Genomic DNA, 22,977 nt, shown 5'->3' with positions numbered 1-22,977 from the left:
TCGATCCTTCTATTCTGCCTGCGGGTCTGCCTCCTGCAGGGAGACCAGAATCTCCCTGTAGGCCTCCATCAAAACCACGCACTGTTCCCGGGGGATTTCGTGGGCGTCGAGGCAACGCCTGAACACATCCGTTACGTCAAGGTCATCCAGGCTTTCCTCCCGGTTCTCTGCGCCCAGCGCCTTCTCCATCACCCTGGTGTTTTTGACCCTGAGGATTTCCATGGCCGTTCCCGCAACGGCTTCATCCAACTTCGTCCGCAGAGATGAAGCAATCTCGGATCCTTCGTAGACGACCTCCAGCCAGGCCCGGCTGTCCAGCGCTTTCAATTCGCCGATTTTCCGGGCCAGGGTGCCCCAGTCCCCTCGCAGGGTCTTCAGTTCCTGAAACCGGGGTACAGGAAGCATAGAAACCGCAGGCGCAGCGCCGGAAAAATCCACCAGGGTGACGCTCTTCACCTGATCCGATTCCCCGAACCCGATGGGTAGGGGCGAACCGGAATAGCGGACCCGATCGGAGCCGCTCACCCTCTGGGGGATATGAAGATGGCCCAGGGCCAGATAATCGAGGCTGTCGGGAAAAACATCTCTGCCAACCTGGGCAAGGGAGCCGATATAAAGCTCGCGAACACCGTCGCCGTCAACCGTCTGACCGCCCGCCGCAAAGAGATGGCCCATCGCCACGATGGGAACCGGCTTTCCCAGTTCGGCCCGCCTGCGCTCCGCCGCCTCGCAGACCAGGCGGTAATGACTCCGAATCCCTTCGACGATTTTCCGCTCCTTGTCCCCGGTGCTCTCTCCCGCTTCGGAGGTGCGGAGATCGTGGTCCCGGAGATAGGGAACGGCGCAGACAATCATGGCCGGGCCGCGGTTTCGTCCGGGCAGAACGATCAGCTCCTGCTCCGGCTTACCAGGGGCATATCCGACCACATGAATGTTGAGAAATTTCAGGAGCTCCTTCGGGGCGTTCAGAAAGGAGGGTGAGTCGTGATTCCCGGCTGTGATCACCACGGAACGGCCGGTGGAGGCCGCACGGCAGAGAAACCGGTAATACAGCTCCTGCGCACGGTTGCTTGGCGTGCTGTTGTCGAACACATCCCCGCAGACAAGGAGAGCGTCGATCTCTTCGGCCTCGATCACGTCGGCCAGCCAGTTCAGAAAGGCCTCGTGCTCATCATATCTCCTGCGGCCATAGAGCGTGCGCCCGATGTGCCAGTCGGAGGTGTGGAGGATCTTCATCGTTAAAAAATCCGGATCAGGAATTTTCATGGGGATCGGCGGTCTGCGATCCCTCTCCCTTCGGCAACGGATCGGCGGTCTGCGATCCCTCTCCCTTCGGCAACGGATCGGCGGTCTCCGATCCTTCCCCGCCAGGCAGCGGAGTTGCGGGATCGGCAGGGGCCGGGGTCTCGCCGCCGTGTTGGGGACAGTACGTGGTCGGTTCGGTGCCGGCGATGTAGAATTCCTCTTTCGTTTCCGGGCAGTCCGGCATGGCCAGGAAGCCCGTGGCCGGGTCGATGGATACGGAAACAACCGACTCCGGCCTCTGGAAATCCACCACCGGTTTGGAGGCCAGGGCGGAGCGCATGAAGCTTTCCCAGATCGGCGCACAGATGGAACCTCCGGTAAAGCCCGTTCCGCCAGATTGCGGTTTGTCATGGCCCACCCAGATCCCGGTGATGACCTGGGGCGTATAGCCGATAAACCAGGCATCCTGATAGTTGTCGGTGGTGCCGGTCTTTCCGGCCGACGGGCGCTCCCGGTAAAAATTCTTCAAGGTTTTGGCTGTTCCGTAAGTCAGAACGTCTTGCATCATCGAGGTCGTGACGAAGGCGGTGGCGGGGGAGAGCACCGGGGTGACGATGGGTGGATTTTCCGTCCAGGTATTGGAATAGCGATCATAGATCCGGATGATGGTCCGCGCCTCGGCCCGGGAACCGCCGCTGGCCAGCGGTGTGTAGGCCTCCACGAGATCGGTCAGGGTGACTTCCTCCGTCCCCAGGGCCAGGGAGAGGTTGCGTGAGCGCAGCGGAAGCCCCATCTTCTCGGAAAACTCGACAAAATAGGGGATGCCGATGGTTTCGAGAAGCCTTACGGCGATCACGTTGTCCGAGTAGGCCAGGGCCTTCCGCAGGGGGATTTCTCCATAATGCTTATTCCCGTAATTATGGGGTGTCCAGCTTTCATCGGTTCCCCAGGTGTAGGTGACCGGCTCGTCATTCCAGATGCTGCCCGCTGTATACCGCTTTTCCAGGGCGGCGGCATACAGCAGGGGTTTGATCACGGAGCCGGGCTGGCGCCTGGCGTAAAAGGCCCGGTTATAGGGGCTTGAAGAAAAATCGATCCCCCCCGCCACGGCCAGAACATCCCCCGTGCTGGGATCCAGGCACAGCAGGGCGCCCTGAAGATCCGAAGAAATCCTTCTGACGCCTTCACGCAGGACCTGTTCAGCCCGCTTCTGCAGATTCAGGTTCATGGCGGTAATGACTTCCAGTCCCCCTCTCTCGATAATCTCCGCACCATACCGATCGATCAGTTTGCTCCGGACGGCGTCCACATAGTATGAGGGTTCTCCCTTGCTGATGGGGGATATGGAAGCGGCCATCAGTTTCTGCTTTTTCTGGGGGGAGATCATTTTGAGCTCCTCCATCCGGCTGATGACCAGGTTCCTCCGGTTCCTGACCACAGAGGGTGTCCCCGAAGGATTGTATCGGTTCGGAGCCTTGGGGACGCCTGCCAGCAGGGCGCATTCAGCCTCCGTCAGATTCTGGGGGGATTTGTCAAAATAGATGCGGGCGGCCTGGGCAATCCCCCAGGCTCCGTTTCCGTAGTAGATTTCGTTCAGGTACATCTCCAGGATCTGTTTTTTGCTGTACTTTCGTTCATATTCCATGGCCAGAAGACCTTCCTTGATTTTTCTGTCCAGGGTCTTCTGTCCGGAGAGATGCCGGTTTTTGATGAGCTGTTGAGTAATCGTCGATCCGCCTTCAGCGAGCTTCCCCTTGGCAACGTCCTTCACCAGGGCCCGGGCGATTCCGCGGATGTCAATGCCCGGATGGTCGTAAAAGCGGGAATCTTCGATGGCCACCACGGCCTTCTGCAGGAACGGGTTAATCCGGTCGATGGGGACCCAGTATCGCTTTCTGGGAAGGATCCTCCCCACAAAACATCCCTTGTTGTCAAAGATCTTAATGGAGGAGTAGTGGCTGGGCAGGATCGGGTAAGTTCCCAGTTTTTCTGCCGCTTTTGCCGGGAAGGCCAGGACGGATACCAGGAGACATCCTGAAAAAACAAGGGTAAGACATTTCTTGCAAGTTTTTGAAGAAAAGAAAGCCGACAAAAAATCACCTCGAAGTAAAATCATGTAATGTGCCTTCAAACCGGCCAATGGCCTCGTATCTGTTCAGGCAAAATCACGAATGCCGGGATTATCATGCTTTCTTAAGGATTTCCCGGGCGCCGGCCGGATGTGCTGCAGATGTTTTGCGTCGGGCAAGACTTGTATCACACCTGGAAAAAGATCACCATGGGGGTAATCTCCTTCCCGTAAATTTTCCTTCTCGGGGCTTGGTCTTTTCGGATTATTTCAGAGGAGAGGTGAACTCCTGCAGGGGAAGGGAACAGGTAAAGACGGTGCCTTGTTCCCGGGATGTCGAAAAAGTCACCTGACCGCCCAGGATCTTTTCTCCGAAGAGTTTCATGGAAAAGGTGCCGATCCCTCTTCCGGCCTGCCCTTTCGTACTGAAATTCCGCTGAAAAATTCTAAGAGTTATGGCCTGAGGGATTTCCTCCGCGTTCCACACCATGAAAGACAACAGACTTCCCTTCCGCTCGCTCCAGATTCGGACAACGCCTTCTTTTCCCGTGGCTTCCAGGGCATTGATCACCATGTTGCACAGAACGCGCAACAGCAAAGAGAGCTCCGTGTTGACCGACACGGCTGGACAATCTTCACAAAATTCGATTTTCTTCCTCTGCACGGCCGGATGGCTGGCGAAAATGGCGCGAAGCTCCGCAAGAACCTGCTTCGGTGTAACAGAGTGCCTTACGGTCTGATATGTGAACGAACCGTTCTGAGACAGGCAGCGCTGAGCGGCTACCTCCGCTTGAAGCCGCAGCGATGCTTCATAGATATTCCTGGCAAGGACCGAGGGACTGTCCTGAATGAGAAGTTCACTCGCCCATACCAGAGAGGATAACATATTGTTGACATCATGGAAGAAGGTCCTTTCCAGAGCCGCCCTTTGCTGCTCTTTGGTCATGTCTTGAAGGAACAGTAACAGAAACGTTTTCCCATCGATTTTTGTCGGATATGAACGCACCAGCAGGGCGATGTCCACCACCTTGCCGCCCTTTTCCGCCGAAAGGGCGCACATTCTCTCTACAGGCCTGTCCCGTGTCAGGCTGGACACGATGGCAACGGCGGCGCCGCAGGTCGGACAGAATTTCGTGGTGCCGCATCCCCCAGGCTCATCATGGGCATGAATGCACTCCATGGCCTCGCCAAGACGCAGACCGAAGGCCTGTTGCGCATCCTGAATGCCCAGCATCTGCATAAAGGTGTCGTTCAATGCCACCATCTGGCGATGCTCATTCAGAACGGCCAGCAGGCCGCTTACTGAGCACAGCAATCCTTCCATGACAGGATTGCGGCACACGATTCCAATTTCCGCATTCAGCTCGTCATCCTTTGATTTTTCGGCAGGAGCAAAATAGGTATCCATGGACTCTTCTCCTCCGGGGCATCGCTCTTTGTTCAATTTCCGGCAGATTGCGGGTCTTCCTCAAGCCTCATTCAGGAGATCTTTTGCATAACTTCCAGCGAGTTGATCCTGTCCGGGCTTTCCCGTTTCCTTTGGAAAGGATGCCTGACGTGACCACTCGTTCCAGCCGGAGAAATACATCTTTGCCGAATAAAATCCGGCCAGGTGCAGAGCCAGGAGCACAGCACTCGAGCGGGCCCCTTTGAAGCAATAAACGATGATCTCGTCCCCAGGCGAGAGCCCCGCTGACTTAAAAAGCCGCTGCAGGTCGGTTCGCGATTTGAAGAATCCCGTTCCAGCACCCTCTCGCTCAAACACATCAGTCCAGGGAAGTCCGATGGCACTGGGGATTCTGCCCGGGTCCAGAATGACCTCCCGTGGCGGAGTTCCTTCCCGGATCAGATAGGGCGCAGCGGCTGCGCCTAAAAATTCCGGCGCATTTCGAACGTCGAGAAACTTTGCGCCCCGGTTCAACGCTGCAAGCGTTTCTCTCAATGACAGAAACCGGCTCCTGCCGGCACCGGTGTTGATGACTAATTTGGGCGCCGGATTTGAGCAAGCCTCTCCATGTGCCGGCGGAAAGCCCTGTTGCTTCCATTGGAAATTTCCACCGTCAAGAATGTGCATGATCTCCGGGGGGAATCCCGCGTGCTCAGCCATATAGAATGCGCGGCAGGACCGTCCGAATCCCGAAGACGGCAGCTGTTCGGTGAAGACGATTTGACGGCTTCCGTCGATGCCGCAAGCGAGCATTTCGTCCAGGATCACCTGACGCATAAGTTCCAGTCCGCTGTCACCCCCAACGGAGCGATGATTCCAGAAGGCGGGAATATTGCAGGCCCCTGGAATGTGCAGTTTACGGAAATCCACCGGGTCTGAAACATCGACGACAGCTGTTTCGTCTAACCTTTCTGCAAGCTCGGCAGGCGAGAGAAGGATCTTTTCCGCATAACTCTGCTGAGCTTTCGAAGAGCCAAGGGGCCCGTATTCTCGTTCCTGATCGTTCATCTTACCCATAGCTGTCAAACCTCCTTAACGTCGTTTCCTTTGAAGGTTCGGAGTTCTGAAAATGCCGCAACGTAAAAACGTGGGCTTTTACCTCTTCTGAGAGCAGGGGATGCAGATCAGCCCTTCTGGAGCAGCCAGCATCTTAGAGATCATGGTCATCTCGCCGCAAAGGACGCAGGGTTCGGATGGTTCAATGGGTGCGTAACGGGGTTCTTCGTAGGGAATTTCAGTGGTTGTGAAAATTTCTTTGAAATCCCGCTGCAGGAGATCCTCCACCTTCAACTGTTTCAAAAGACCTTGGTCGCTCTCAGATGCCGTGCCATCGGTTGCGGCAGCATCCAACCGCTCAAAGGTTTTCTTGTCATTCCCTGAATATTCATAATGAACTTTCCGAACGAATCGGTAAGCCTTCTTTTTAGCGCGACTCAAAACCGTAAAGGCGTTCTTTCCAAAATCCCGAAAAATCAGATTACCTTTTCCCAGGCTTGTTCCGAGCAGGACCTGAAGGGCATCCACGGCGCAGGAATCGTTTTCACAGACGGCAACAATTTCTTCATCTCCAGAGCGCTCCAGGTTCATCCGTCTCATCGCTTCTTTTGCGATCAGATAGCCATAGACCAAGCCGGGACAAAGGTGTCCGTGAAATTCCACGCATCGGGCGAGATCTTCCGGGATGCTGGGTATCTTGTTTGTCATCGAAATATGCCCGTTCATATATTGTGTAATTTTTATCGAAATATCATTGATAAAGCAAGGAATTAAAAGGACTTGCCTTTTTCCTGTCCGGAGCGTCTCTGCGTTTGCCAAACCCCATTTGCCTTTTCATCTCCCATGTCCTCATCCCGTAAATCCATGGATAAGATATCCCGTGATCAGCGTAACGCCCGTGATCAGGTATACCTTGATGATGGCGAGGTTTGCGGGGGCCATCTTCAATCGGTCCAGGTAGGAATCCCGCAGGAGTTTTACCGAATGCAGGGCCGGCGGCAGTGCCGCGAGTCCCAGCAGAACCGGCAGTGGTGCCAACCCGAAGAGGACCGAGCCGACAAGGATTCCGAAGGCGCAGAAGAGCCCGGCTTCATAAAGCAGGACCCCGGTCCTGCGGCCGAAGCGAGCGACAAGGTTCATCTTGCCGCTCCGGCGGTCCTCGTCGTAATCGGGGATCTCGTTGATGACGATCATGGACCACATGAGAAAACCGGGAACAAGGGAAACGATCAGCGGCTCCAAGTCCAGCGTCCCGCGCTGGACATAATAGGACCCCAGAACAAGGACGGGCCCAAAGTTGAGGAGGAGGCCTAGTTCCCCGAATCCCCGGTACGCGAACCTCACGGGGGGCACGGTGTAGAAAATCGACGACAGGATTCCGATGGCCCCGATGGCGACCACGGGAAACCCCTTTTCGTATCCGAGGTAGATCCAGGTAGCGATTGTGAAGGCGTAGCAGGCGAAGACGCCTCCCATCAACTCCGTCACGGAAAGGAGCCCGTCGGTGAGCACGCCGCTGCCGCCGGTGTAGGGGTTCTTTTCGTCGCCCCAGGGTTGGTCGACGGCGTGGAGATAATCGAGAACGTCATCGAGCATGTTGAGGCCGAAGTGATGGATGGTGACCGCTGCAAAAACGAGAAGGAAGGCAGCGGGATCGAAAACCGAATAGCGCGCCCAGGCAATGGCGGCGGCAAGGGTGATCGGGATGAAGCTGGGAGGGACAAAGGGGAGACGGACGGCCTGGATCCAGGCTGCGATGCTTCCCACTCCAGCCCTGCCCGATGTTCTGATCCTGAGGCGCATCGGCCTTCTCCAGAGTGCCCCTGCGGGCCGTCTTGAAACAGGCAGAAGAAGACGGAGGTGCCGATCTCCATTCCACGCGATAGTGAACACCGGAGACGGCGATCGGCACCTTTGACATGACCTTGACGTGGCGCAGAATCGCTTACGCGGGCAGGTTCTTCTCTGCGAAATCCCAGTTGATGATCTTCTCCAGGACGGCCGACACATAATCCGCACGCCTGTTCTGGTAATCGAGATAATAGGCATGCTCCCACACATCGATGACCAGAAGCGGTTTCATGCCCCTCTCCAGGGGGGTATCGGCATTGGCGGTCTTGATCACCCGGAGCTTCTGCCCATCCCGCACCAGCCACGCCCATCCGCTGCCGAATTGCGTCATCGCGGCCGTTGCCAGGTCCTTTTTACAGGCTTCCATGCTGCCGAAAGACGCCTCGATCTGTTTTTTCAGGGCAGCGGGCGGTTCGCCTCCACCGTTCGGCTTCAGGCATTGCCAGTAAAAGGTGTGGTTCCAGCTCTGAGCTGCATTATTGAAGATCGCAATCTTATCAGGCTTTCCGGCAGTGGCGGTGATGATTTTTTCCAGGGAGAGATCGGCAAATTCCGTATTTGAAATCAGCTTGTTCAGGTTGTCTATGTACCCCTTATGGTGTTTCCCGTGGTGAAACCCGAGGGTCCTGGCTGAGATATAAGGCTCCAGGGCGTGTTCCGGGTAGGGAAGTGCCGGGAGGACATGGCCTCCTGCCGCCTGGGCGCTTCCAACGAGCTTGCCGAAGGGGATTCCGGCGGAAAGAAATACAGCGGCACCCGTTGACAGGGCAAGAAAATCACGACGGCTGAGCGAGGAACCCCCACCTGTTTCAGTGTTTGTGTTCATAGGACCTCCTTTTTCAAAGACGTTTAAAAGAGCTCAATCTCACAAAACATGTCACCCCTGCCATGTTCGTACAGGGCCTTTACGACGGATGAATTTCCCCGATTCCGCCGGCTCTGCTGAATTCCACCCTGCAGGACCGACGTCATGCCGTGGCGGCAAGCTGATCCAGAATCGCCAGAATCTCCTTGTTTTCCGGTATATCGGACATGGAACTGCCGTAATGGGCATAGCGGATCAACCCCCTCTTGTCGATGACCAGCTGCGCGGGCAGGCGACCCAGCTTCAGCAGCTTTACCTGCTGGCCGTAGCGCCTGGACACGGAATGGTCCGGGTCCGGCAGCCCAATAAAGGGCATGTCGTGGCTGCGCCACCACTCTGCAAAAGGTTCCGGCTTTTCGGGGCCGATTGCGATGACTTCGGCATCCCGTTTTAGAAACTCTTGATAATCCCTGCGCAACTGCGCCATATGCCTTCGGCAGAACGGTCAGAGAAACCCGCGGTTGAAGATCAGAACGACATTTCTTCTCCCCTGGTAGCTGGAGAGCCGAATCTGCCGGCCTTCGCTGTCCGTCAGCTCGAAATCGGGCGCGGATCTGTACTCGGCAACATCGTTTTCCGTCATGAACAATCCTTTTTCTGTCCAGCTGTCGAAAACCGGCCTTATCTTTTCTAAGTTGCGGCCCACAATATTATGAACGATGATTTCTGAGAGTCAAGGGGAGAATGAAGGCCGGACGAAGGCGCATTTTCCGCCGGGATACCTCAGGCGTGTCGTCTGGAAACCCTCTGTGAGGATGAGCGCTCAGAGGTGCCTCTTTCGGCGGAACCCGGTGCCGGTTTCGCGATATTCGGCCGTTGAGTCTCTTTTAAATTGACATCCGGTGCGTTTCCAATTATTTTTTTGTACGGTGATATCAGGAGAAAATTCGTCTTTTTTCAAAGGGGAAATATGAAAAAGAAACTTGTTGAACTGTTGGTCTGTCCGCACTGCCTGCCCGAGGAATACCCTCTGGCCGCCGACATCCTCCAGGAATCAGATGGCGATATCGAAACCGGCACCCTGAAGTGCCCGCAATGCGCCGCCCGGTTTCCCATAACCGAAGGTGTGGCCCTTCTCGATCCCTTTGGCACCGACGAGCAGATAACAGCGAACAAATACGAGACGGATGAAGTGGTTTCCTCATACCTGTGGAGCCATTACGGGGAGTTGCTGGGCGATGAGCAGGCGTCACAGGCCTATCGTGTCTGGGCGGAGCAGATAACGGCTCAGGAGGGAATCGCCCTGGACGCCGGCGCCGCGGTAGGCAGATATGCCTTTGAGACAGCGGCCTGCTGTGATTTTGTCATCGGCGTGGACACCTCCCGCGCGTTCATCCGTGTGGCACGCCGGCTGATGCGGGAGCGCCGCCTCGTGGTTCCATTGAAGGACGAAGGTCTGCTGCGCAGGGAAGTGACGGTGTGCCTTCCCGAGACATGGCGGAGCGAGAAGGTGGAGTTTCTGGTGGCCAATGCCCTGGCCCTGCCATTCAGGAAAAAGACTTTTTCCCTCTTCTCTTCTCTCAACCTGGTGGACAAGGTCCCGTCACCGATGGGGCACCTCCGGGAAATGAACCGGGTTACAAGGGACAGCAACGCCCAGTTTTTGCTCTCCGATCCCTTCTCCTGGTCCACCGATGTCGCACCCGTCGAGGAGTGGCTGGGCGGCAAGCCGGAGGGCCGTTATGCGGGGAGGGGGCTGGCCAATATTTCGGCGCTGCTTTCCGACAGCCGGGGCGAACTGGTTCCGGCCTGGCAGGTGAGCGTACCCGGTGAGGTGTGGTGGAAAATCCGAACCCACAGCAATCATTACGAACTGATCCGCAGCCGCTACATTCATGCCTGCCGATAGGAGGAGCCCATGAAATTTGATTCCGTCTGCCGCCTCTGTTCTTCCTGCTGTCCGATTGAGGCTGAAGTGAGGGATGGCCGCCTGGTTTCAGCACAGCGAAAATCCTTCCTTGCCCCTGAAAAGCGGCTGTCCTGTCCCAAACTGGCCGCCGCTCCGGACATTGTCTATTCCCCCCGGCGCCTGATGAAACCGCTGATCAGAAAGGAGGACGGCTCGGATTTCCGCGAGGCCGACTGGGATGAGGCCCTGGATTGGGTTGTCGCCCGGTTTCTCCATCATCGCGAAAAATCCGGGGCCCAGTCGGTTGCATGGCTGCGGGGTATGGCTGCCGACTGGGGCGCTCCCTGGGATTATCCCAACCGGCTTATGCATGCCTTCGGTTCCCCCAATACGATCGGCAACGGGTCCATCTGCTTTGTGGGGCGCGAATTCGCGCACTCTTACACCTACGGCTCCATGGCCTTTCCTGAGGCCAGGAATGCCCGGTTCATTATCGTCTGGGGAAAGAACGACGGAAATACGGCGCTGGGTGCGGCCGAGGCCGTCTCGTATGCCAGGGAGCAGGGGGCGACACTGGTTGTCATCGATCCCGTTCAGACCGCTCTTGCCCGCCAGGCGGACATCTGGCTGCAGATTAAGCCGGGGCACGACGGCCTGCTTGCCATGGCGATGATCCATCAGATCATTGAGGAAAAACTCTACGATGCCGAGTTTGTTGAACGGTATACGATCGGCTTTGAGCAGCTCAAGGAGGCTGCCGCCCGATATCCCGCCGAGGAGGTTGCCGGAAGAACCTGGCTTGCGGCGGATCAGATCAGGCAGCTGGCCCGCCTCTATGCCACCACCAAGCCGGCATGCATCATCGACGGCAACGGTCTGGACATGCACCGCGAGGTCTTCGACACCACCCGGGCGATTGCCATGCTTCGGGCCTTGACGGGAAATCTGGACAAACCGGGCGGCGACGTGCTGCCCCAGCCGATTCCACTGCGCAACCTTCAGTTGAAGGACCGGCTTCCCGCCGATTCGGTCCCCATCACCTGCGACTACCCCCTCTTCAACTCCTTCAGCGAGACCTGGGGCAACCAGGTCCAGGGATGCCTGGTTGACGCCATTCTCGAGGAAACGCCCTACCCGGTGAAGATGGTCGTGGTCCAGACCGGCAATCCCGTGGTGACCATGGCCGATTCGACGCGGACCCGGGAAGCCTTTTGCAAGTTGGAAACCCTGGTGGTGATCGAGATGTTCATGACCGAGACGGCCAGGCTGGCCGACGTGATTCTCCCGGCTGCCAGCTGCTTCGAGACAACGCAGCTCAACCGTTTCTCCATCCGCAACAACCCCATGTATCTTCAGGATGCCGTCATACCGCCGGTGGGAGATACCTGGCCGAACTGGCGGATCGTTTTTGAACTGGGCCGCAGGCTCGGCTTTGCCGAAGAATTTCCCTGGCAGACTGCCGAGGAGGCCATCGATTACCAATTGGGTCCTGCGGGGGTCACGGCGGAGAAGTTGCGCCAGAACGGCAATGGCCTGCGGATTGAGGAGCTGCGCTACGAAAAATACCGGGAGCAGCCCTTTAAAACCCCTTCAGGCAAGGTCGAATTTTTCTCCCGGCGGCTTGCGGAGGCCGGCTTGCCGGGCGTTCCCTTTGCGGAGGGCCTTGGTGACGACCCGATCAGCTTCGCCGATCAGAGCGATTCGTATCCGGTGCTCGGAATCAGCGGCAGCCGCAACATCCGCTTTACAAACTCGCAGTTTTTCAACATTCCCTCCCTGCTCCAGGGGGGGGCGGGCTGCGTCGTCGACATCCATCCCGAGGACGCCCGGCATTATGATCTGCAGGAGGGGGACCGGGTGAGGATTGAATCGCCGAAGGGAGGCATTGAAATGGCAGCCAGAATTTCCGCGACGGTTCGCCCCGGCACCGTGCGCATCGCCTGGGGATGGGGGAACTACGACCCGCTCAGCAACCTGAACACCCTCACGGAAGACGACCGGCGGGGACGGGTAACCGGAACCTCCACCAGCAGAAGTTTCATGTGCCGGTTGAGCAAGGTGCAGAAAAAGTAGTTCCGGCGCCTTTTCCCGTGTGTTTTTAAGAAGGGGAATGCAGGAGAGGTCGCCCGCCGCAGGCCTTCAACCGAGCCTGCGCCTGGCGGAGCATTTTCTCTGTCGTTTGCCAGTCAACGCAGGGATCGGTGATGGAGACGCCGTATTTCAGAAGGGAAAGATCCTTGGGAATCGGCTGATTTCCCGCTTCCAGGTTGCTTTCGATCATGATTCCGCAGAGGCTTCCCTGCCCCGATTCAATTTGCGACAGGATGTGATCGAGCACCAGGGGCTGCTTGGTGTAGTCCTTCGCAGAATTTGCGTGGCTGCAGTCCACCATGATGTTCAGCGGAAGGTGCGACTTCTTCAGCAGATCCGCCGTTCTCGCGATGTCTTCAGGCATGTAATTCGGCTTTCTCGATCCTCCCCGGAGAACGATGTGGAGATCGGGGTTGCCTGTTGTCTGGAGGATGGCGGTTTTCCCGTCCTTGTTGATGCCGAGAAAACTGTGGGCATGGAGCGCCGATCTGATGGCGTCCACGGCGATCTGAAGATTGCCGTCGGTTCCGTTCTTGAAGCCGATGGGGAAGGAAAGCCCGCTGGCCATTTCACGGTGCGGCTGAGATTCCGTCGTGCGTGCGCCGATGGCCCCCCAGCTGAGAAGATCGGCCAGATATTCGGGAGTGATGGGGTCAAGCACCTCCGTTGCGATGGGCAGCTTCTTCGCGGTGATGTCGCAAAGAAGGCTTCGCGCAATGCCCAGGCCTTTTGAGATCTGGTGTGTGCCGTTCATGTCGGGATCGTTGATCAAGCCCTTCCAGCCGATGGTCGTGCGCGGTTTCTCAAAATAGACGCGCATGATGAGAAAAAGCTGATCCTCCAGCTCCCGGGAGAGAGCGGCGAGCCGGTCGGCATATTCGAGGGCGGCCCTCGGATCGTGAATCGAGCAGGGACCCACGATCACCATCAGGCGAGGGTCCAGGCCATTCAGAATGTTGATGATATGCTGACGGCTTTGTGTGACAAATAGTCCCGCAGCGGCAGAGACCGGAAACACCTGCCTGAGGTCCTTCGGCGCAATGACGGGCGTAATGCGTTCTATTTTAAGGTTATTGGTCTTGATCATGGGTTTTGTTTATTTTCGAACCTGCTATTTTAAGGTGGGGATTTGGGAGGCAAAACGTGTTAAAAAGTTCAAAGAAAACCTTTTCCATCGCCTCCTTATGAGCTTTCCTTCTATTCAATTAAGGGGGGTTTGTCAATGGTCAATCCATAGAAATGCTTGAAACCGGGATGGTAAACTCCATGCCTCACAGGGACTCGGATTGATTCAGTCATGACAGGATGGAACATCAAAGGCATCTTCTAAAAAGGGCACGGCAGGCAAATGGCACGAAAAGGCGGAGGGGATGGACGGACACGCTGTGAACATCAAGAAACAGGAGGGACGGAAAATGACGTTACAATCATTGTTTCGGATAGAAGTTCTGGATGGAGGGGTGAAGGTGACCCCATCGGAACTGCTTTCATCCATGCCGAGAGATCAACAGATTGCCACAATTAAGGAGCAAATACGTAATCGTGAAGCAGCTCTGCAAAAGATCAATAATCCAACGGAGGCAAATACGGGAGAGCCGGAAGCATCCGGTCATCATCGGGATGAGGATAAGCGTGAGCTTGAGGTTGCGATTGTGATCTTGAAAAATTTCCTGAAAAGGCTTCTGGAGTCCCATTGGGAAGTTTTAAAACCTTGAAAATTAAAATCGGTTTTTTTCTCAAAAAAGTTTTCCTCAAACCTTATGATGAAAATTGTTATTGAAAAATAAATGTATTAAGGGATCAAATATTTGTTTTTGAAGATGATTTTCATATAACCAACAGGTTTCCATCACATCCTTATTTTCGAGTGTTGTCAAATTGGAGGTTAATGATGGACAGGGTAGACTTGAAATCTTTCATTCTTAATGAAGCATTAAGATTGCGGATCCGGCTTTGCCCATCAACCGGACGTGGTGTGGCTCCATTTAACCGGATTGCCATATCGTTACTGCTTTCTTTCTACCTGGCCTTTCTGGTCCTTCCCGTGGCCCTCGCTGAAGTGCCGGATCGACTCTCTGATGAAGCTGGACAGATCGTATTGAAGCAACATGATCGCGATGGCGTCATTATTGGCGAGTATTACCAATATCTTCCTGCCGGATCGAGCGCCGACTACCGCATACCCATGCCAATCGGAAGCAAACCATTGACAATGGTTGTCCTTGTGCATGGGTCAATAAACAGTGACCAGGGGGCCAGAACGGCGGCGCTGAATTATTTGAACAGGTATAAAGCGGATGCTGATTCGCAGTGGTTTGCCGTGATCGCGCCGGTCTTTAATCAAACAGACTTTGGGGGTGATTCTGGTCCGCTGGGTGGTTATCGCGGCATGATCGGTCGACATCGAAGCGGTGTCGAACCCCGGGTGAGCGATGCAGACGGGTTCGTAAACGCAATTCTTGACGCCTATCAACACAAGCATCCCGAGATCTTCAGCAGGAAGGCCCTCTTCTATGGACACTCTGCCGGGGGCCAATTCCTGAGTCGCTACCTGGTTACGCACCCTGACCGTGTGGCCGCGATGGTGATCAGTTCAGCAGGTACCTACCCCTTCCCCGACCGCTCGATCAGGTGGACAGACGGCATGGATTCTATGAGGCGGTACACCATTTCGTGGGGTTCAGATCGCGATTTCGAATTCTATCCTTCAGAAAGTCTGTTCAAGCGCGCTGCTCGCCTTCCTGTAACCGTCATGGTCGGGGACAGCGAGGACTGCACCATCATTCCCAATGCGAGCCTCACTCCCGGATATGATGACGGAAGCAACGGCGTTGGACCTTGCTGTCCAGAGGGAGGACTAAACTTAATATGGTATAGCGGAACCGGTTTTGCCGTGAGTATCGGTCCTTGCCGGAAACGTCCCGAATGGTCTCCGACCGGCGCCGGAACAAATCATATGCGGGGCAGACTATGGGTTCAGGCGATGCAGGATTTCGCCGGCCTGCGCCCTTCCGATCAAAGAATCGAATTTGAGTCCCCGCACAACGTAAGACATTCTTCTGCCCAGACCCAACCCTTAGCTCTACCTATTCTCATGAGCAGCAAGCCATCAAAATTCAACATAGATTGGCTTTGTTCCACCATGGCGCCCGTGCTGATTCGTTAAAATAGGAACAATAAAACAACGAAATGCCTCAAAGGAAAGGAGAACCGTTATGTGTACAAGAATATTTAAGTCTTTGATTGCATCCATGATCATTACCCTTTTTCTTTCAAGCCCAGCCGTCGCAACGTGGCATTCCGCCGGCTATCTCGCTATCACAGGCATTCTGCTGCATGACGACAGCCTGGAAATTACACTTCAAGGGAATTCCGGATGCAATCGGATATTTCGTCTGTCACAGAGTGAGCCGAATTACAATGTAAAGGCATCAGCCTTGCTATCCGCCTATTATGCCGGACATGAAGTCAATGTTGACTACACAGGAGATCTGAACGCTTGTACCACCCCCCTCCATCGCTTCAAGGTTCGCAGATAGTTTCTCTCTCGCTTAAATAAGGGGGACAAAGTGGGGATAATTTTTTACCGGATCTAAATAAGAAAAGGGGCTCTCGGCCCCTTTATGTCTCTTCAGAGATCTGATTTTACTTGGTGCCGGAGGTGGGAATCGAACCCACATGACCGCAAGGATCGGGGGATTTTGAGTCCCCTGCGTCTACCAGTTTCACCACTCCGGCGCAGGTCCTGATTAGCCCAGCCCGCCTTCTCTTGTCAAGAAAAATCTGTTGACAAGGATGCGAGCCCTGTGTTAAACGTCCCCTTCCAATTCAACGGGGTTGTAGCTCAGTTGGGAGAGCGCTTGAATGGCATTCAAGAGGTCAGGGGTTCGACTCCCCTCAGCTCCACCAGAAAAATAAGGGGGCCAGGTAGACAGCTTAGCCCCCTAAATTTTTATGTGCTGTCCTGTATGCTGCCGGCAGCAATTTTTTGGTCCTTCTATCTTCATCCTTTCTCGGATTAATCGATTTTCCATTTTCTAATATGATTAAAAATTCCAGTCTGTTATAATTGGTCTAATTGAACGGCAAAATTCTCCGACAGTTAGCAAATTTGAAACCCCGGCTATCGAAGTTTTCCTCTGACCGCTTTTTTCTTCGGCCTTGGAAAAGCTGCAGAACTCCTGATGAGGCAATTGGAAAGAGAAGATTCTATTTTATCCGATCTTAAGAAAAGCGGTGGAAACAAATGAATCTCTCGAACAGATCCTTCAGGAAATGGGCATCGAGATGGAGAAACTTGGGACACAACCACTCACCATCCGTGATACCTGCATAGCGGGTGAAGCGGAGACAGATTTCAAGAAAGACTTGGACTGGCTCACTACGGCGATCGCGATGCGTCTACAAAGAGAAAACACATCCTCTACAAAGAATATCTAAAATTAAAAGATTGAACCCGGGACGCGCCGGAGAATCTGTTACTCTCCCATCGAGAGATGATGTTTTTTCAACTTCCATGATTTGAAAAAGGAGGGCGGATATGAAAGCGACACAACAATTAAGAAACGAGCATGAGGGTGTCAAGGTGATGCTCATTATTTTAGAACAGGTCTGTCGACAATTAGAGGCGGACAGGAATCTGAACGAAGAACATTTTGATGGAATCCTGGAGTTTCTGAAAGTCTTTGTCGACAAATGCCATCACGGCAAAGAGGAAGACCTGCTGTTCCCTGCACTGACAGCCGCGGGCATTCCTGAAGATGGTCCGATTGCAGTCATGCTTCAGGAGCATGAAATGGGTAGAAATTATGTCAAGTCTTTGAGCGATTACTATGCCAAATATGTCGGCGGGGACCAATCTGCATCCAAAACCATCAGTAAAATTGCACTCGCTTACATTGCGCTGCTGAGAAATCATATCGAAAAGGAGAATGATGTTCTGTTTGTAATGGCTGATCGTCTTTTATCGGAACAAAAACAGGACGAACTCTATGAAGGTTTTGAAAGAATAGAAGAGGAGCGAATTGGTGCAGGCAAACATGAAGAATTCCATGGTCTGCTTAAGAGACTGAGCAGAATGTACTCGATCTGACCAGTATTGGAAGGCTGACAAGTGGGCACGCTTCTTTATCGTTAGAGGAGAACTATAATGGTGAAAAAGGGATTGTATCCGGCCTGCAACCTTAAAATATCAAGTTATCCGTTCAACTACAACTAACATCGATTGTTGGCGTCAGACGCCATACCGGGATGCGCCGTGGATATCAACCTTTGGTCTGCTTTTGTCCTTGCCACATCGGTCCTTCTCGTTATCCCCGGTCCGACCGTTCTCACGGTAATAAGCTATTCCTTGGCTAATGGTCGTTCCGCACATGTTCCACTCGTTGCCGCCATAGCGCTTGGCGACTGCACGTCTCTTTCCTTATCACTGCTGGGCCTCGGCCCGTTGCTGAGCACCTCGGCCTTCTGGTTCAACGTTGTCAAGATCATGGGCGGTTTGTATCTCCTTTGGCTTGGTGCAACTCTGTTCCGGTCCGGCATTTCCACGATTGCGTTGCCGTCAACTCCAGCGCCCACAACCCGCTGGCGGCTCTTTTTCAATACCTATTTGGTAACCGCACTCAACCCCAAGGGCATCGTCTTCTTTGTCGCTTTCCTGCCCCAATTCGTCAATCCTGCCATTGATGTTACATTCCAGTTATGGGTACTTGCTGTGACCTTTGTCCTTATGGCCATGGCTAACGCCACGGTATATGCCACCTTTGCTGCTACCGCTCGGCGCATACTGTCGTCCCCTCGTGCACAACGCCACTTCAAACTCGCAGGAGGTTTACTGCTCTCGGCGGCCGGCGTGTGGGCGCTTCTTGCCCGTCGGGCAACGTGAGCACGCTTGTCTCTGTCCGGGACGTTCAACCGGGGGATGGGGGGACACAAGCGACACGATAGCGTGTTCGTCTTTTGTGACATCCAGGATCTGCCATAAAATCTTTTCTAAATCCTCTTTCAATGATTGACAAACAGCATAGTAATAACTTTTATTATATTGTGTGTCTTATATTAGAATAGAGCAAAGGGCACAAAAAAGACGGTTTCCGTAAACAGAAAGGCTGGACATGGAAAAACGGGAAAGGAGGTTAGAGGATATGTTGCTGAACTTAACGAAAGAACAGAAAAATTCAGTCAGAGTCACCTATAGCTCTAACCGCTTTGTCGTTAATATCGGCAAAAAAGATCCCATACTCAGAGAATATTATTCCGTGGACAATATGAGGAAGGAATTTTACGAGAATGGAATTGAAAAAGCGGATTTTGATGACAGAGCATTTTTTATGTACGAGCAGGGCGATGAATTCAGTGTGATTCATGACTCGGATGAAACACTGCACTGACCGTTCGATATCGTCTGATGATATCTGATTTTCATGCTGAAATGCCGGTCGGATACATTCGGGAGACCGGCATTTCATTTTTTGTGCGGGAGATGTTCAAGGCCCGCGATGGTTCATGCCGGCACGCCCTTTCCTCCTCGTGACATCGCTCCGGGCGACATTATCTGATCTGGCGCAGTATCGGGCCCGGGTGACATGAAAGAAACCCGTTCTGGATGGAGAAGCGCTCCTCCTCCCTGTTTGGCCCTCAAGGCCGCTCTTTCCCATTCGCCATGACGGGGTCCATGGCAAATGATTTGAAAGTGAGTGAATCCCCCGGAAAAGAAAACATTCCGTGAAAACCTTCGCAGGTCCAGCCAGCAGAAATACGATGCCACCCGGGAGAAATTTGCGGATCTGATCAAAGCCATGAAAAGGGCCGAAGCTAGGTTGGATCCGGCTCTTGTACCCTTCGCGACCAGGTGTTATTCATGAAGCACAACCTCAACGCGAAGGCCATCGTGGGGCTCAGCGGTGAAGTGGTCAGTGTTCAGGCCAACGTGGACAGTCTTGTTGCGGAGATGGAGACGGCCTTCGCCCAAGCCGACCTGTTTCTTAAAACCCTGCCGTCGGAATAAGCCGAAGAGGATTTGCTCCAGTGCGGGGCATCATGCAAGGCTGAACAATCCGATTCAGAGAGCTCGAACTCAGCTGTTTTCCTGTCAGGCTGATTCCGCGGAACCGCTTGAAGATGTTCGGATGGTATGAAATTGTGAACGAAAGAGGAGCATCATGAAATTGGGTGGATTTTTAAGCACAAGCCGTTTTATTGCCGAAGAATATCTGAAGGTGAATCATGACTTTTTGAGGGCGATCATCGAAAAATTGCAGCGGGTGGACGAAGATTCAGCCGGGGAATTTCTGCGGATCGGTGACAATTATTTCATTACACCCGAAGGCCTGAAAATCTTTGTCTCGAACATGGCCGTTCCGGGAAATATGTTCTATGGCGTGGATAAAACCGCTATCGAGAGATTGTGGAATGACCTTCAGGAAATGGGCATCATTGAGCAGCGCCTTTATTTTCTCCTGAAAAAGGTGAAAGACGAGGGCCTGAGTTCGCGAAGCACGGAGATCCTTCTGCGAACAATACGAAAGTATGGGGCTGACGTTTAATCATCACCGGGGATCTGGCTGATTCCTCTTGCCGCATCTTTCATCGCACTAGCGGCCCCCAAAGGATCGGGCCGCTCAAAAAAGTCCTTCAAAAAAAGATCGGGACGGCTGTCAAATAATCATCGATGTGGGTGGCAAAAGGCCAAAATGTTGGCGAAGCGCCCCCTTTTATCCACAGCTCTATTGATAACCCTGTTGATAACCCTGTTGGCAAAGGGGATAAGTCAGCAATTCTTAGAAATATTGAACGGCTTGCATAAGAGCTGGGCAACGAAAAGGCAGTTAAAAACCACATAATATTAATGGTTTGTGTAATTCATTGGAAAATTTTACTTTTCTTCGCCCGCTGAAAACGTTATGAGAAACGGCAATTGAAAAACAGTGGTTGTCAAAGGGAAAGCACGCGTTTCAGGAAGGAAAAATTTTCATTCTGCTGAAAATTGAAGGCGTCTTCCGAAAAGTCCCAGTAACAATTTCTTCAACAGAATAAGGAACTTGAAATGATCGATGGAAATAGCGCAGGCGTTGGGGAGGACACCCTCAACAGGATCAAGAAGGGTGCATTCTTGACGGTAAAATCTGGAAATGGAGTCAATACCATGACGATTGGGTGGGCTGCCTTCGGCTTTGTCTGGAACAAACCGATCATGATGGTGGCTGTGCGGTCCAGTCGCCACACCTTTGGAATCATTGAAACCGCCCGGGATTTTACCGTGACGGTTCCGCTGGAGGACTTGCGAAAAGAACTTGCCTTCTGCGGTTCGAAATCCGGCCGGGACGTCGATAAGTTCAAGGCATGCAGCCTGGAGACGATCAGCGGGCGCCAAGTCGATTCCCCCGTCATAAAAACCAGGGGACGCCAGTATGAATGCGCGATAATCTACAAAACCGCCATGGATCCGGCCCATCTGGACAGGGAGTATGAATCATCGTTTTATCCTCAAAAGGACTACCATACCCTCTATTTCGGTGAAATACTGGCCTGCTATGAAACAGAGTGATTTTCAGCGGATGTTGAAGGGGATATCCGCCTTTTTCGCCAGGTGACAGCAGGACAGCAACGTGATTCCAATCCATGCCCCGATGATCATTCCCAACGCGAATATGACCGTGGTTCCCATGATTTTCTTCTCCTTCATCGTGATCTGAGCGACGAGCCGACCGCGTTCTTTCCCCGTCGCTGACGGGCTGTCGCCACGGGGCGGCCGTGTGCTTTTGACGGTAAATCACTCAAATCTCATGCCAACCCTTCAGGGTGCGATGTGTTACAGGCAGGCAACCCGTGATGGATACGGTCGTTTCGCACGCCCAGGTGGGGCACGGGTAAATGTGCCGCCATGCGTGAGTATAAAATGGGGATATGCCTGAAAAACCGATGAGATATGGGAGGAGAAAAGCGTATGGCAAAGGGGGGAGGAATGCCGTTATCGTGCTGAGGACGTTCTTCTTCCGAAGAGGAGTCTGCCGGTCTTGCGGATAACAGCAATGCACAGAAGGACGAGGAGTCCGAGGCAGACGATCGGGACCACAAGGGCCAGGATGGCTATGACGATGGCTCCGACCAGTTCCAGTGTCGCGATCCAGGGATTGGCCGCTCCCGCCGTAGAGAGGGATGATTTTAAGCGGAGTGCGACCATGGATCCTTGAACCAGGCCGGCGATTCCGCCACCGGCCATAATCGCCAGCGTCCATTTCAGAAAGGGGGAGATTTCCGTTACCATGGAAGCCGTGGTGACCGTACCGGCGATGACGGCGGCGGGTGTTGCGATGGTGTCCAGGATGGAATCGAACCAGGGGATATAATAGCCGATGATTTCCGCGACGGTTGCTGTTGCGAAAGCCAGCGTCGCATAGGGGGTGCCGATCCAGGCAAATTCGGGAGAAGGGTGAATGTGGCCGCCCAGGATCGCCAGGTTCATCGCAAGCAGGGGAACAAAAACCCGAAAGCCGCATGCGGCGCTAAGCCCTATACCAACCGCTATTCCCAGTAGTGTTTCCATCGTTTTCCTATAAAAAATTCCGTACCGGATTGCTCAAATTATCAGGACGTTTTCGTAAAATCAAGAAGGTTAAAAACGATCACTTTGTGATATAGAGATCAGATTCACTCAAGCAAAAAAGGAGAATAAGGATTATGGGTTCTTGTGATTCATGTGGTTCAGGAAATACACCGGGAGGAACGGGGTGCCCCGTGCCGGGAAATCAGCAGAATCCCGCCGCACAGAATACCCCCGAAGATGACAAGCTCAAAAAGAGCATGGAGCGTGTTGCTCACAAAATTCTGGTTCTCTCAGGAAAGGGCGGCGTCGGGAAAAGCACCGTGGCCGTCAATCTGGCGGTTGCCCTGGCCCTCGAAGGAAAGCGGGTTGGGCTGCTGGACGTGGATTTTCACGGCCCCAGCATTCCCAAGCTCCTTGCCCTGGAGGACCGCAAGCCGGAGGTGGTCGGTGATGCCATGCTTCCCGTTTCAATGGACTACGGCATGAAGGTCATGTCCCTGGGGTTTCTTTTGAACCGGAAGGATGATGCGGTGATCTGGCGCGGGCCGATGAAGTACGGAGCGATCAAGCAACTGCTTACCGATGTCCACTGGGGCGACCTGGATTATCTGGTCATCGATTTCCCCCCGGGTACGGGAGATGAGCCGCTTTCCGTCGCGCAGTTGATTCCCGATGCGGACGGCGCGGTCGTGGTGACGACGCCTCAGGATGTCTCGACGATCGATGTCAGCAAATCCGTAACGTTTTGCCGGCACCTCAAAATTCCTGTCCTGGGCATTGTTGAAAACATGAGTGGCCTGATCTGTCCACACTGTTCGAAGCTTATTGAACTGTTCAAACAGGGAGGCGGTGAGGAAATGGCCAAACGGATGGATGTGCCCTTTCTGGGGCGGATTCCCATTGATCCCAAGATCGTGCAATCATCGGATGAAGGGCGCCCCTTTATCTTCCACCATAAGGACACGGAGGCTGCCGCTGCATTCCGCCAGGTGGTCCAGCCGCTGCTCAAGCTCGGATAAGG

At 54.0% G+C, this 22,977-nt stretch carries 22 protein-coding genes, 2 tRNA genes and 2 pseudogenes; 14 read left to right on the top strand and 12 right to left on the bottom strand.

Features of this window, described 5'->3' with window-relative positions; genetic code table 11:
* Positions 1 to 9 precede the first annotated feature (9 nt).
* The 9 genes and pseudogenes from AB3175_RS05500 to AB3175_RS05460 all read right to left on the bottom strand — a co-directional run bounded on the left by AB3175_RS05500 (position 10) and on the right by AB3175_RS05460 (position 9,055).
* Positions 10 to 1,236, bottom strand: coding sequence for an exonuclease SbcCD subunit D C-terminal domain-containing protein (locus AB3175_RS05500; protein WP_367359971.1), 1,227 nt, complete (start codon positions 1,234 to 1,236; stop codon positions 10 to 12).
* Between the two features lie 16 nt (positions 1,237 to 1,252).
* Positions 1,253 to 3,361 (bottom strand): transglycosylase domain-containing protein, encoded by a 2,109-nt coding sequence (locus AB3175_RS05495; RefSeq protein WP_367359941.1) that lies wholly within the window; start codon positions 3,359 to 3,361, stop codon positions 1,253 to 1,255.
* 217 nt (positions 3,362 to 3,578) lie between these two features.
* A complete protein-coding gene (locus AB3175_RS05490) occupies positions 3,579 to 4,721 on the bottom strand; it encodes a sensor histidine kinase (protein ID WP_367359940.1) in 1,143 nt (380 codons plus the stop codon).
* Positions 4,722 to 4,781: 60 nt separating this feature from the next.
* The gene (locus AB3175_RS05485; RefSeq protein ID WP_367359939.1) at positions 4,782 to 5,777 is read right to left on the bottom strand and encodes a sulfurtransferase; all 996 of its coding nucleotides are present in this window, start codon (positions 5,775 to 5,777) and stop codon (positions 4,782 to 4,784) included.
* A gap of 78 nt (positions 5,778 to 5,855) precedes the next feature.
* Positions 5,856 to 6,464, bottom strand: coding sequence for an FmdE family protein (locus tag AB3175_RS05480; RefSeq protein ID WP_367359938.1), 609 nt, complete (start codon positions 6,462 to 6,464; stop codon positions 5,856 to 5,858).
* Between the two features lie 141 nt (positions 6,465 to 6,605).
* A complete protein-coding gene (locus AB3175_RS05475) occupies positions 6,606 to 7,559 on the bottom strand; it encodes a prenyltransferase (RefSeq protein ID WP_367359937.1) in 954 nt (317 codons plus the stop codon).
* 142 nt (positions 7,560 to 7,701) lie between these two features.
* Positions 7,702 to 8,433, bottom strand: a complete 732-nt coding sequence (locus AB3175_RS05470) for a superoxide dismutase (RefSeq protein WP_367359936.1) — start codon at positions 8,431 to 8,433, stop codon at positions 7,702 to 7,704.
* Between the two features lie 142 nt (positions 8,434 to 8,575).
* A pseudogene (locus AB3175_RS05465) lies at positions 8,576 to 8,905 on the bottom strand (peroxiredoxin family protein); the annotation flags it as partial.
* Positions 8,906 to 8,917: 12 nt separating this feature from the next.
* Positions 8,918 to 9,055, bottom strand: coding sequence for a hypothetical protein (locus AB3175_RS05460; RefSeq protein ID WP_367359935.1), 138 nt, complete (start codon positions 9,053 to 9,055; stop codon positions 8,918 to 8,920).
* A 327-nt stretch (positions 9,056 to 9,382) separates the two neighbouring features.
* Between AB3175_RS05460 and AB3175_RS05455 the strand changes: the two genes are divergently transcribed.
* Together AB3175_RS05455 and AB3175_RS05450 are read left to right on the top strand one after the other, a co-directional pair.
* Positions 9,383 to 10,321 carry a methyltransferase domain-containing protein gene (locus AB3175_RS05455; RefSeq protein ID WP_367359934.1) on the top strand — a complete coding sequence of 313 codons (939 nt, stop codon included), beginning with the start codon at positions 9,383 to 9,385 and terminating at the stop codon, positions 10,319 to 10,321.
* A gap of 9 nt (positions 10,322 to 10,330) precedes the next feature.
* The gene (locus tag AB3175_RS05450) at positions 10,331 to 12,394 is read left to right on the top strand and encodes a molybdopterin-dependent oxidoreductase (RefSeq protein WP_367359933.1); all 2,064 of its coding nucleotides are present in this window, start codon (positions 10,331 to 10,333) and stop codon (positions 12,392 to 12,394) included.
* A 25-nt stretch (positions 12,395 to 12,419) separates the two neighbouring features.
* Here the strand turns inward: AB3175_RS05450 and AB3175_RS05445 are convergent, their stop codons facing one another.
* Positions 12,420 to 13,499 carry a 3-deoxy-7-phosphoheptulonate synthase gene (locus tag AB3175_RS05445; protein ID WP_367359932.1) on the bottom strand — a complete coding sequence of 360 codons (1,080 nt, stop codon included), beginning with the start codon at positions 13,497 to 13,499 and terminating at the stop codon, positions 12,420 to 12,422.
* Between the two features lie 328 nt (positions 13,500 to 13,827).
* On the opposite strand from AB3175_RS05445, the gene AB3175_RS05440 reads away from it, so the two are divergent.
* The 3 genes from AB3175_RS05440 to AB3175_RS05430 all read left to right on the top strand — a co-directional run bounded on the left by AB3175_RS05440 (position 13,828) and on the right by AB3175_RS05430 (position 15,951).
* The gene (locus AB3175_RS05440) at positions 13,828 to 14,127 is read left to right on the top strand and encodes a hypothetical protein (protein ID WP_367359931.1); all 300 of its coding nucleotides are present in this window, start codon (positions 13,828 to 13,830) and stop codon (positions 14,125 to 14,127) included.
* A 173-nt stretch (positions 14,128 to 14,300) separates the two neighbouring features.
* Positions 14,301 to 15,578, top strand: coding sequence for an alpha/beta hydrolase family protein (locus tag AB3175_RS05435; protein WP_367359930.1), 1,278 nt, complete (start codon positions 14,301 to 14,303; stop codon positions 15,576 to 15,578).
* 49 nt (positions 15,579 to 15,627) lie between these two features.
* Entirely contained in the window at positions 15,628 to 15,951 is a 324-nt protein-coding gene (locus AB3175_RS05430; RefSeq protein WP_367359929.1) for a hypothetical protein, read from the top strand.
* A gap of 111 nt (positions 15,952 to 16,062) precedes the next feature.
* Here the strand turns inward: AB3175_RS05430 and AB3175_RS05425 are convergent.
* Positions 16,063 to 16,150, bottom strand: a tRNA-Leu gene (locus AB3175_RS05425).
* A gap of 95 nt (positions 16,151 to 16,245) precedes the next feature.
* On the opposite strand from AB3175_RS05425, the gene AB3175_RS05420 reads away from it, so the two are divergent.
* The 8 genes and pseudogenes from AB3175_RS05420 (at position 16,246) to AB3175_RS05385 (ending at position 20,957) form a co-directional block, all read left to right on the top strand.
* A tRNA-Ala gene (locus tag AB3175_RS05420) sits at positions 16,246 to 16,321 on the top strand.
* 327 nt (positions 16,322 to 16,648) lie between these two features.
* Complete coding sequence (locus AB3175_RS05415) at positions 16,649 to 16,852, top strand: hypothetical protein (RefSeq protein WP_367359928.1); 204 nt, start codon at positions 16,649 to 16,651, stop codon at positions 16,850 to 16,852.
* Positions 16,853 to 16,952: 100 nt separating this feature from the next.
* Complete coding sequence (locus tag AB3175_RS05410; protein WP_367359927.1) at positions 16,953 to 17,504, top strand: hemerythrin domain-containing protein; 552 nt, start codon at positions 16,953 to 16,955, stop codon at positions 17,502 to 17,504.
* A gap of 165 nt (positions 17,505 to 17,669) precedes the next feature.
* Complete coding sequence (locus AB3175_RS05405; protein ID WP_367359926.1) at positions 17,670 to 18,296, top strand: LysE family translocator; 627 nt, start codon at positions 17,670 to 17,672, stop codon at positions 18,294 to 18,296.
* A gap of 229 nt (positions 18,297 to 18,525) precedes the next feature.
* On the top strand, positions 18,526 to 18,801 hold the full coding sequence (locus AB3175_RS05400) for a cytoplasmic protein (RefSeq protein WP_367359925.1): 276 nt from the start codon (positions 18,526 to 18,528) through the stop codon (positions 18,799 to 18,801).
* Between the two features lie 306 nt (positions 18,802 to 19,107).
* Positions 19,108 to 19,418 (top strand): annotated as a pseudogene (locus AB3175_RS05395) (DUF2959 family protein).
* Between the two features lie 154 nt (positions 19,419 to 19,572).
* Positions 19,573 to 19,956, top strand: a complete 384-nt coding sequence (locus tag AB3175_RS05390) for a hypothetical protein (RefSeq protein WP_367359924.1) — start codon at positions 19,573 to 19,575, stop codon at positions 19,954 to 19,956.
* Between the two features lie 500 nt (positions 19,957 to 20,456).
* Complete coding sequence (locus tag AB3175_RS05385) at positions 20,457 to 20,957, top strand: flavin reductase family protein (RefSeq protein WP_367359923.1); 501 nt, start codon at positions 20,457 to 20,459, stop codon at positions 20,955 to 20,957.
* 423 nt (positions 20,958 to 21,380) lie between these two features.
* Here AB3175_RS05385 and AB3175_RS05380 read toward each other — a convergent pair whose 3' ends face one another.
* A complete protein-coding gene (locus tag AB3175_RS05380) occupies positions 21,381 to 21,956 on the bottom strand; it encodes a DUF4126 domain-containing protein (protein ID WP_367359922.1) in 576 nt (191 codons plus the stop codon).
* 191 nt (positions 21,957 to 22,147) lie between these two features.
* On the opposite strand from AB3175_RS05380, the gene AB3175_RS05375 reads away from it, so the two are divergent.
* Positions 22,148 to 22,975, top strand: a complete 828-nt coding sequence (locus tag AB3175_RS05375; RefSeq protein ID WP_367359921.1) for a P-loop NTPase — start codon at positions 22,148 to 22,150, stop codon at positions 22,973 to 22,975.
* Positions 22,976 to 22,977: the final 2 nt, after the last annotated feature.

The organism is Syntrophus sp. (in: bacteria), assembly GCF_040768185.1.
GTDB lineage: Bacteria > Desulfobacterota > Syntrophia > Syntrophales > Syntrophaceae > Syntrophus > Syntrophus buswellii.
Note: the sequence above shows the minus strand (reverse complement) of the source record. Positions and strands in the feature narration are given on the sequence as shown.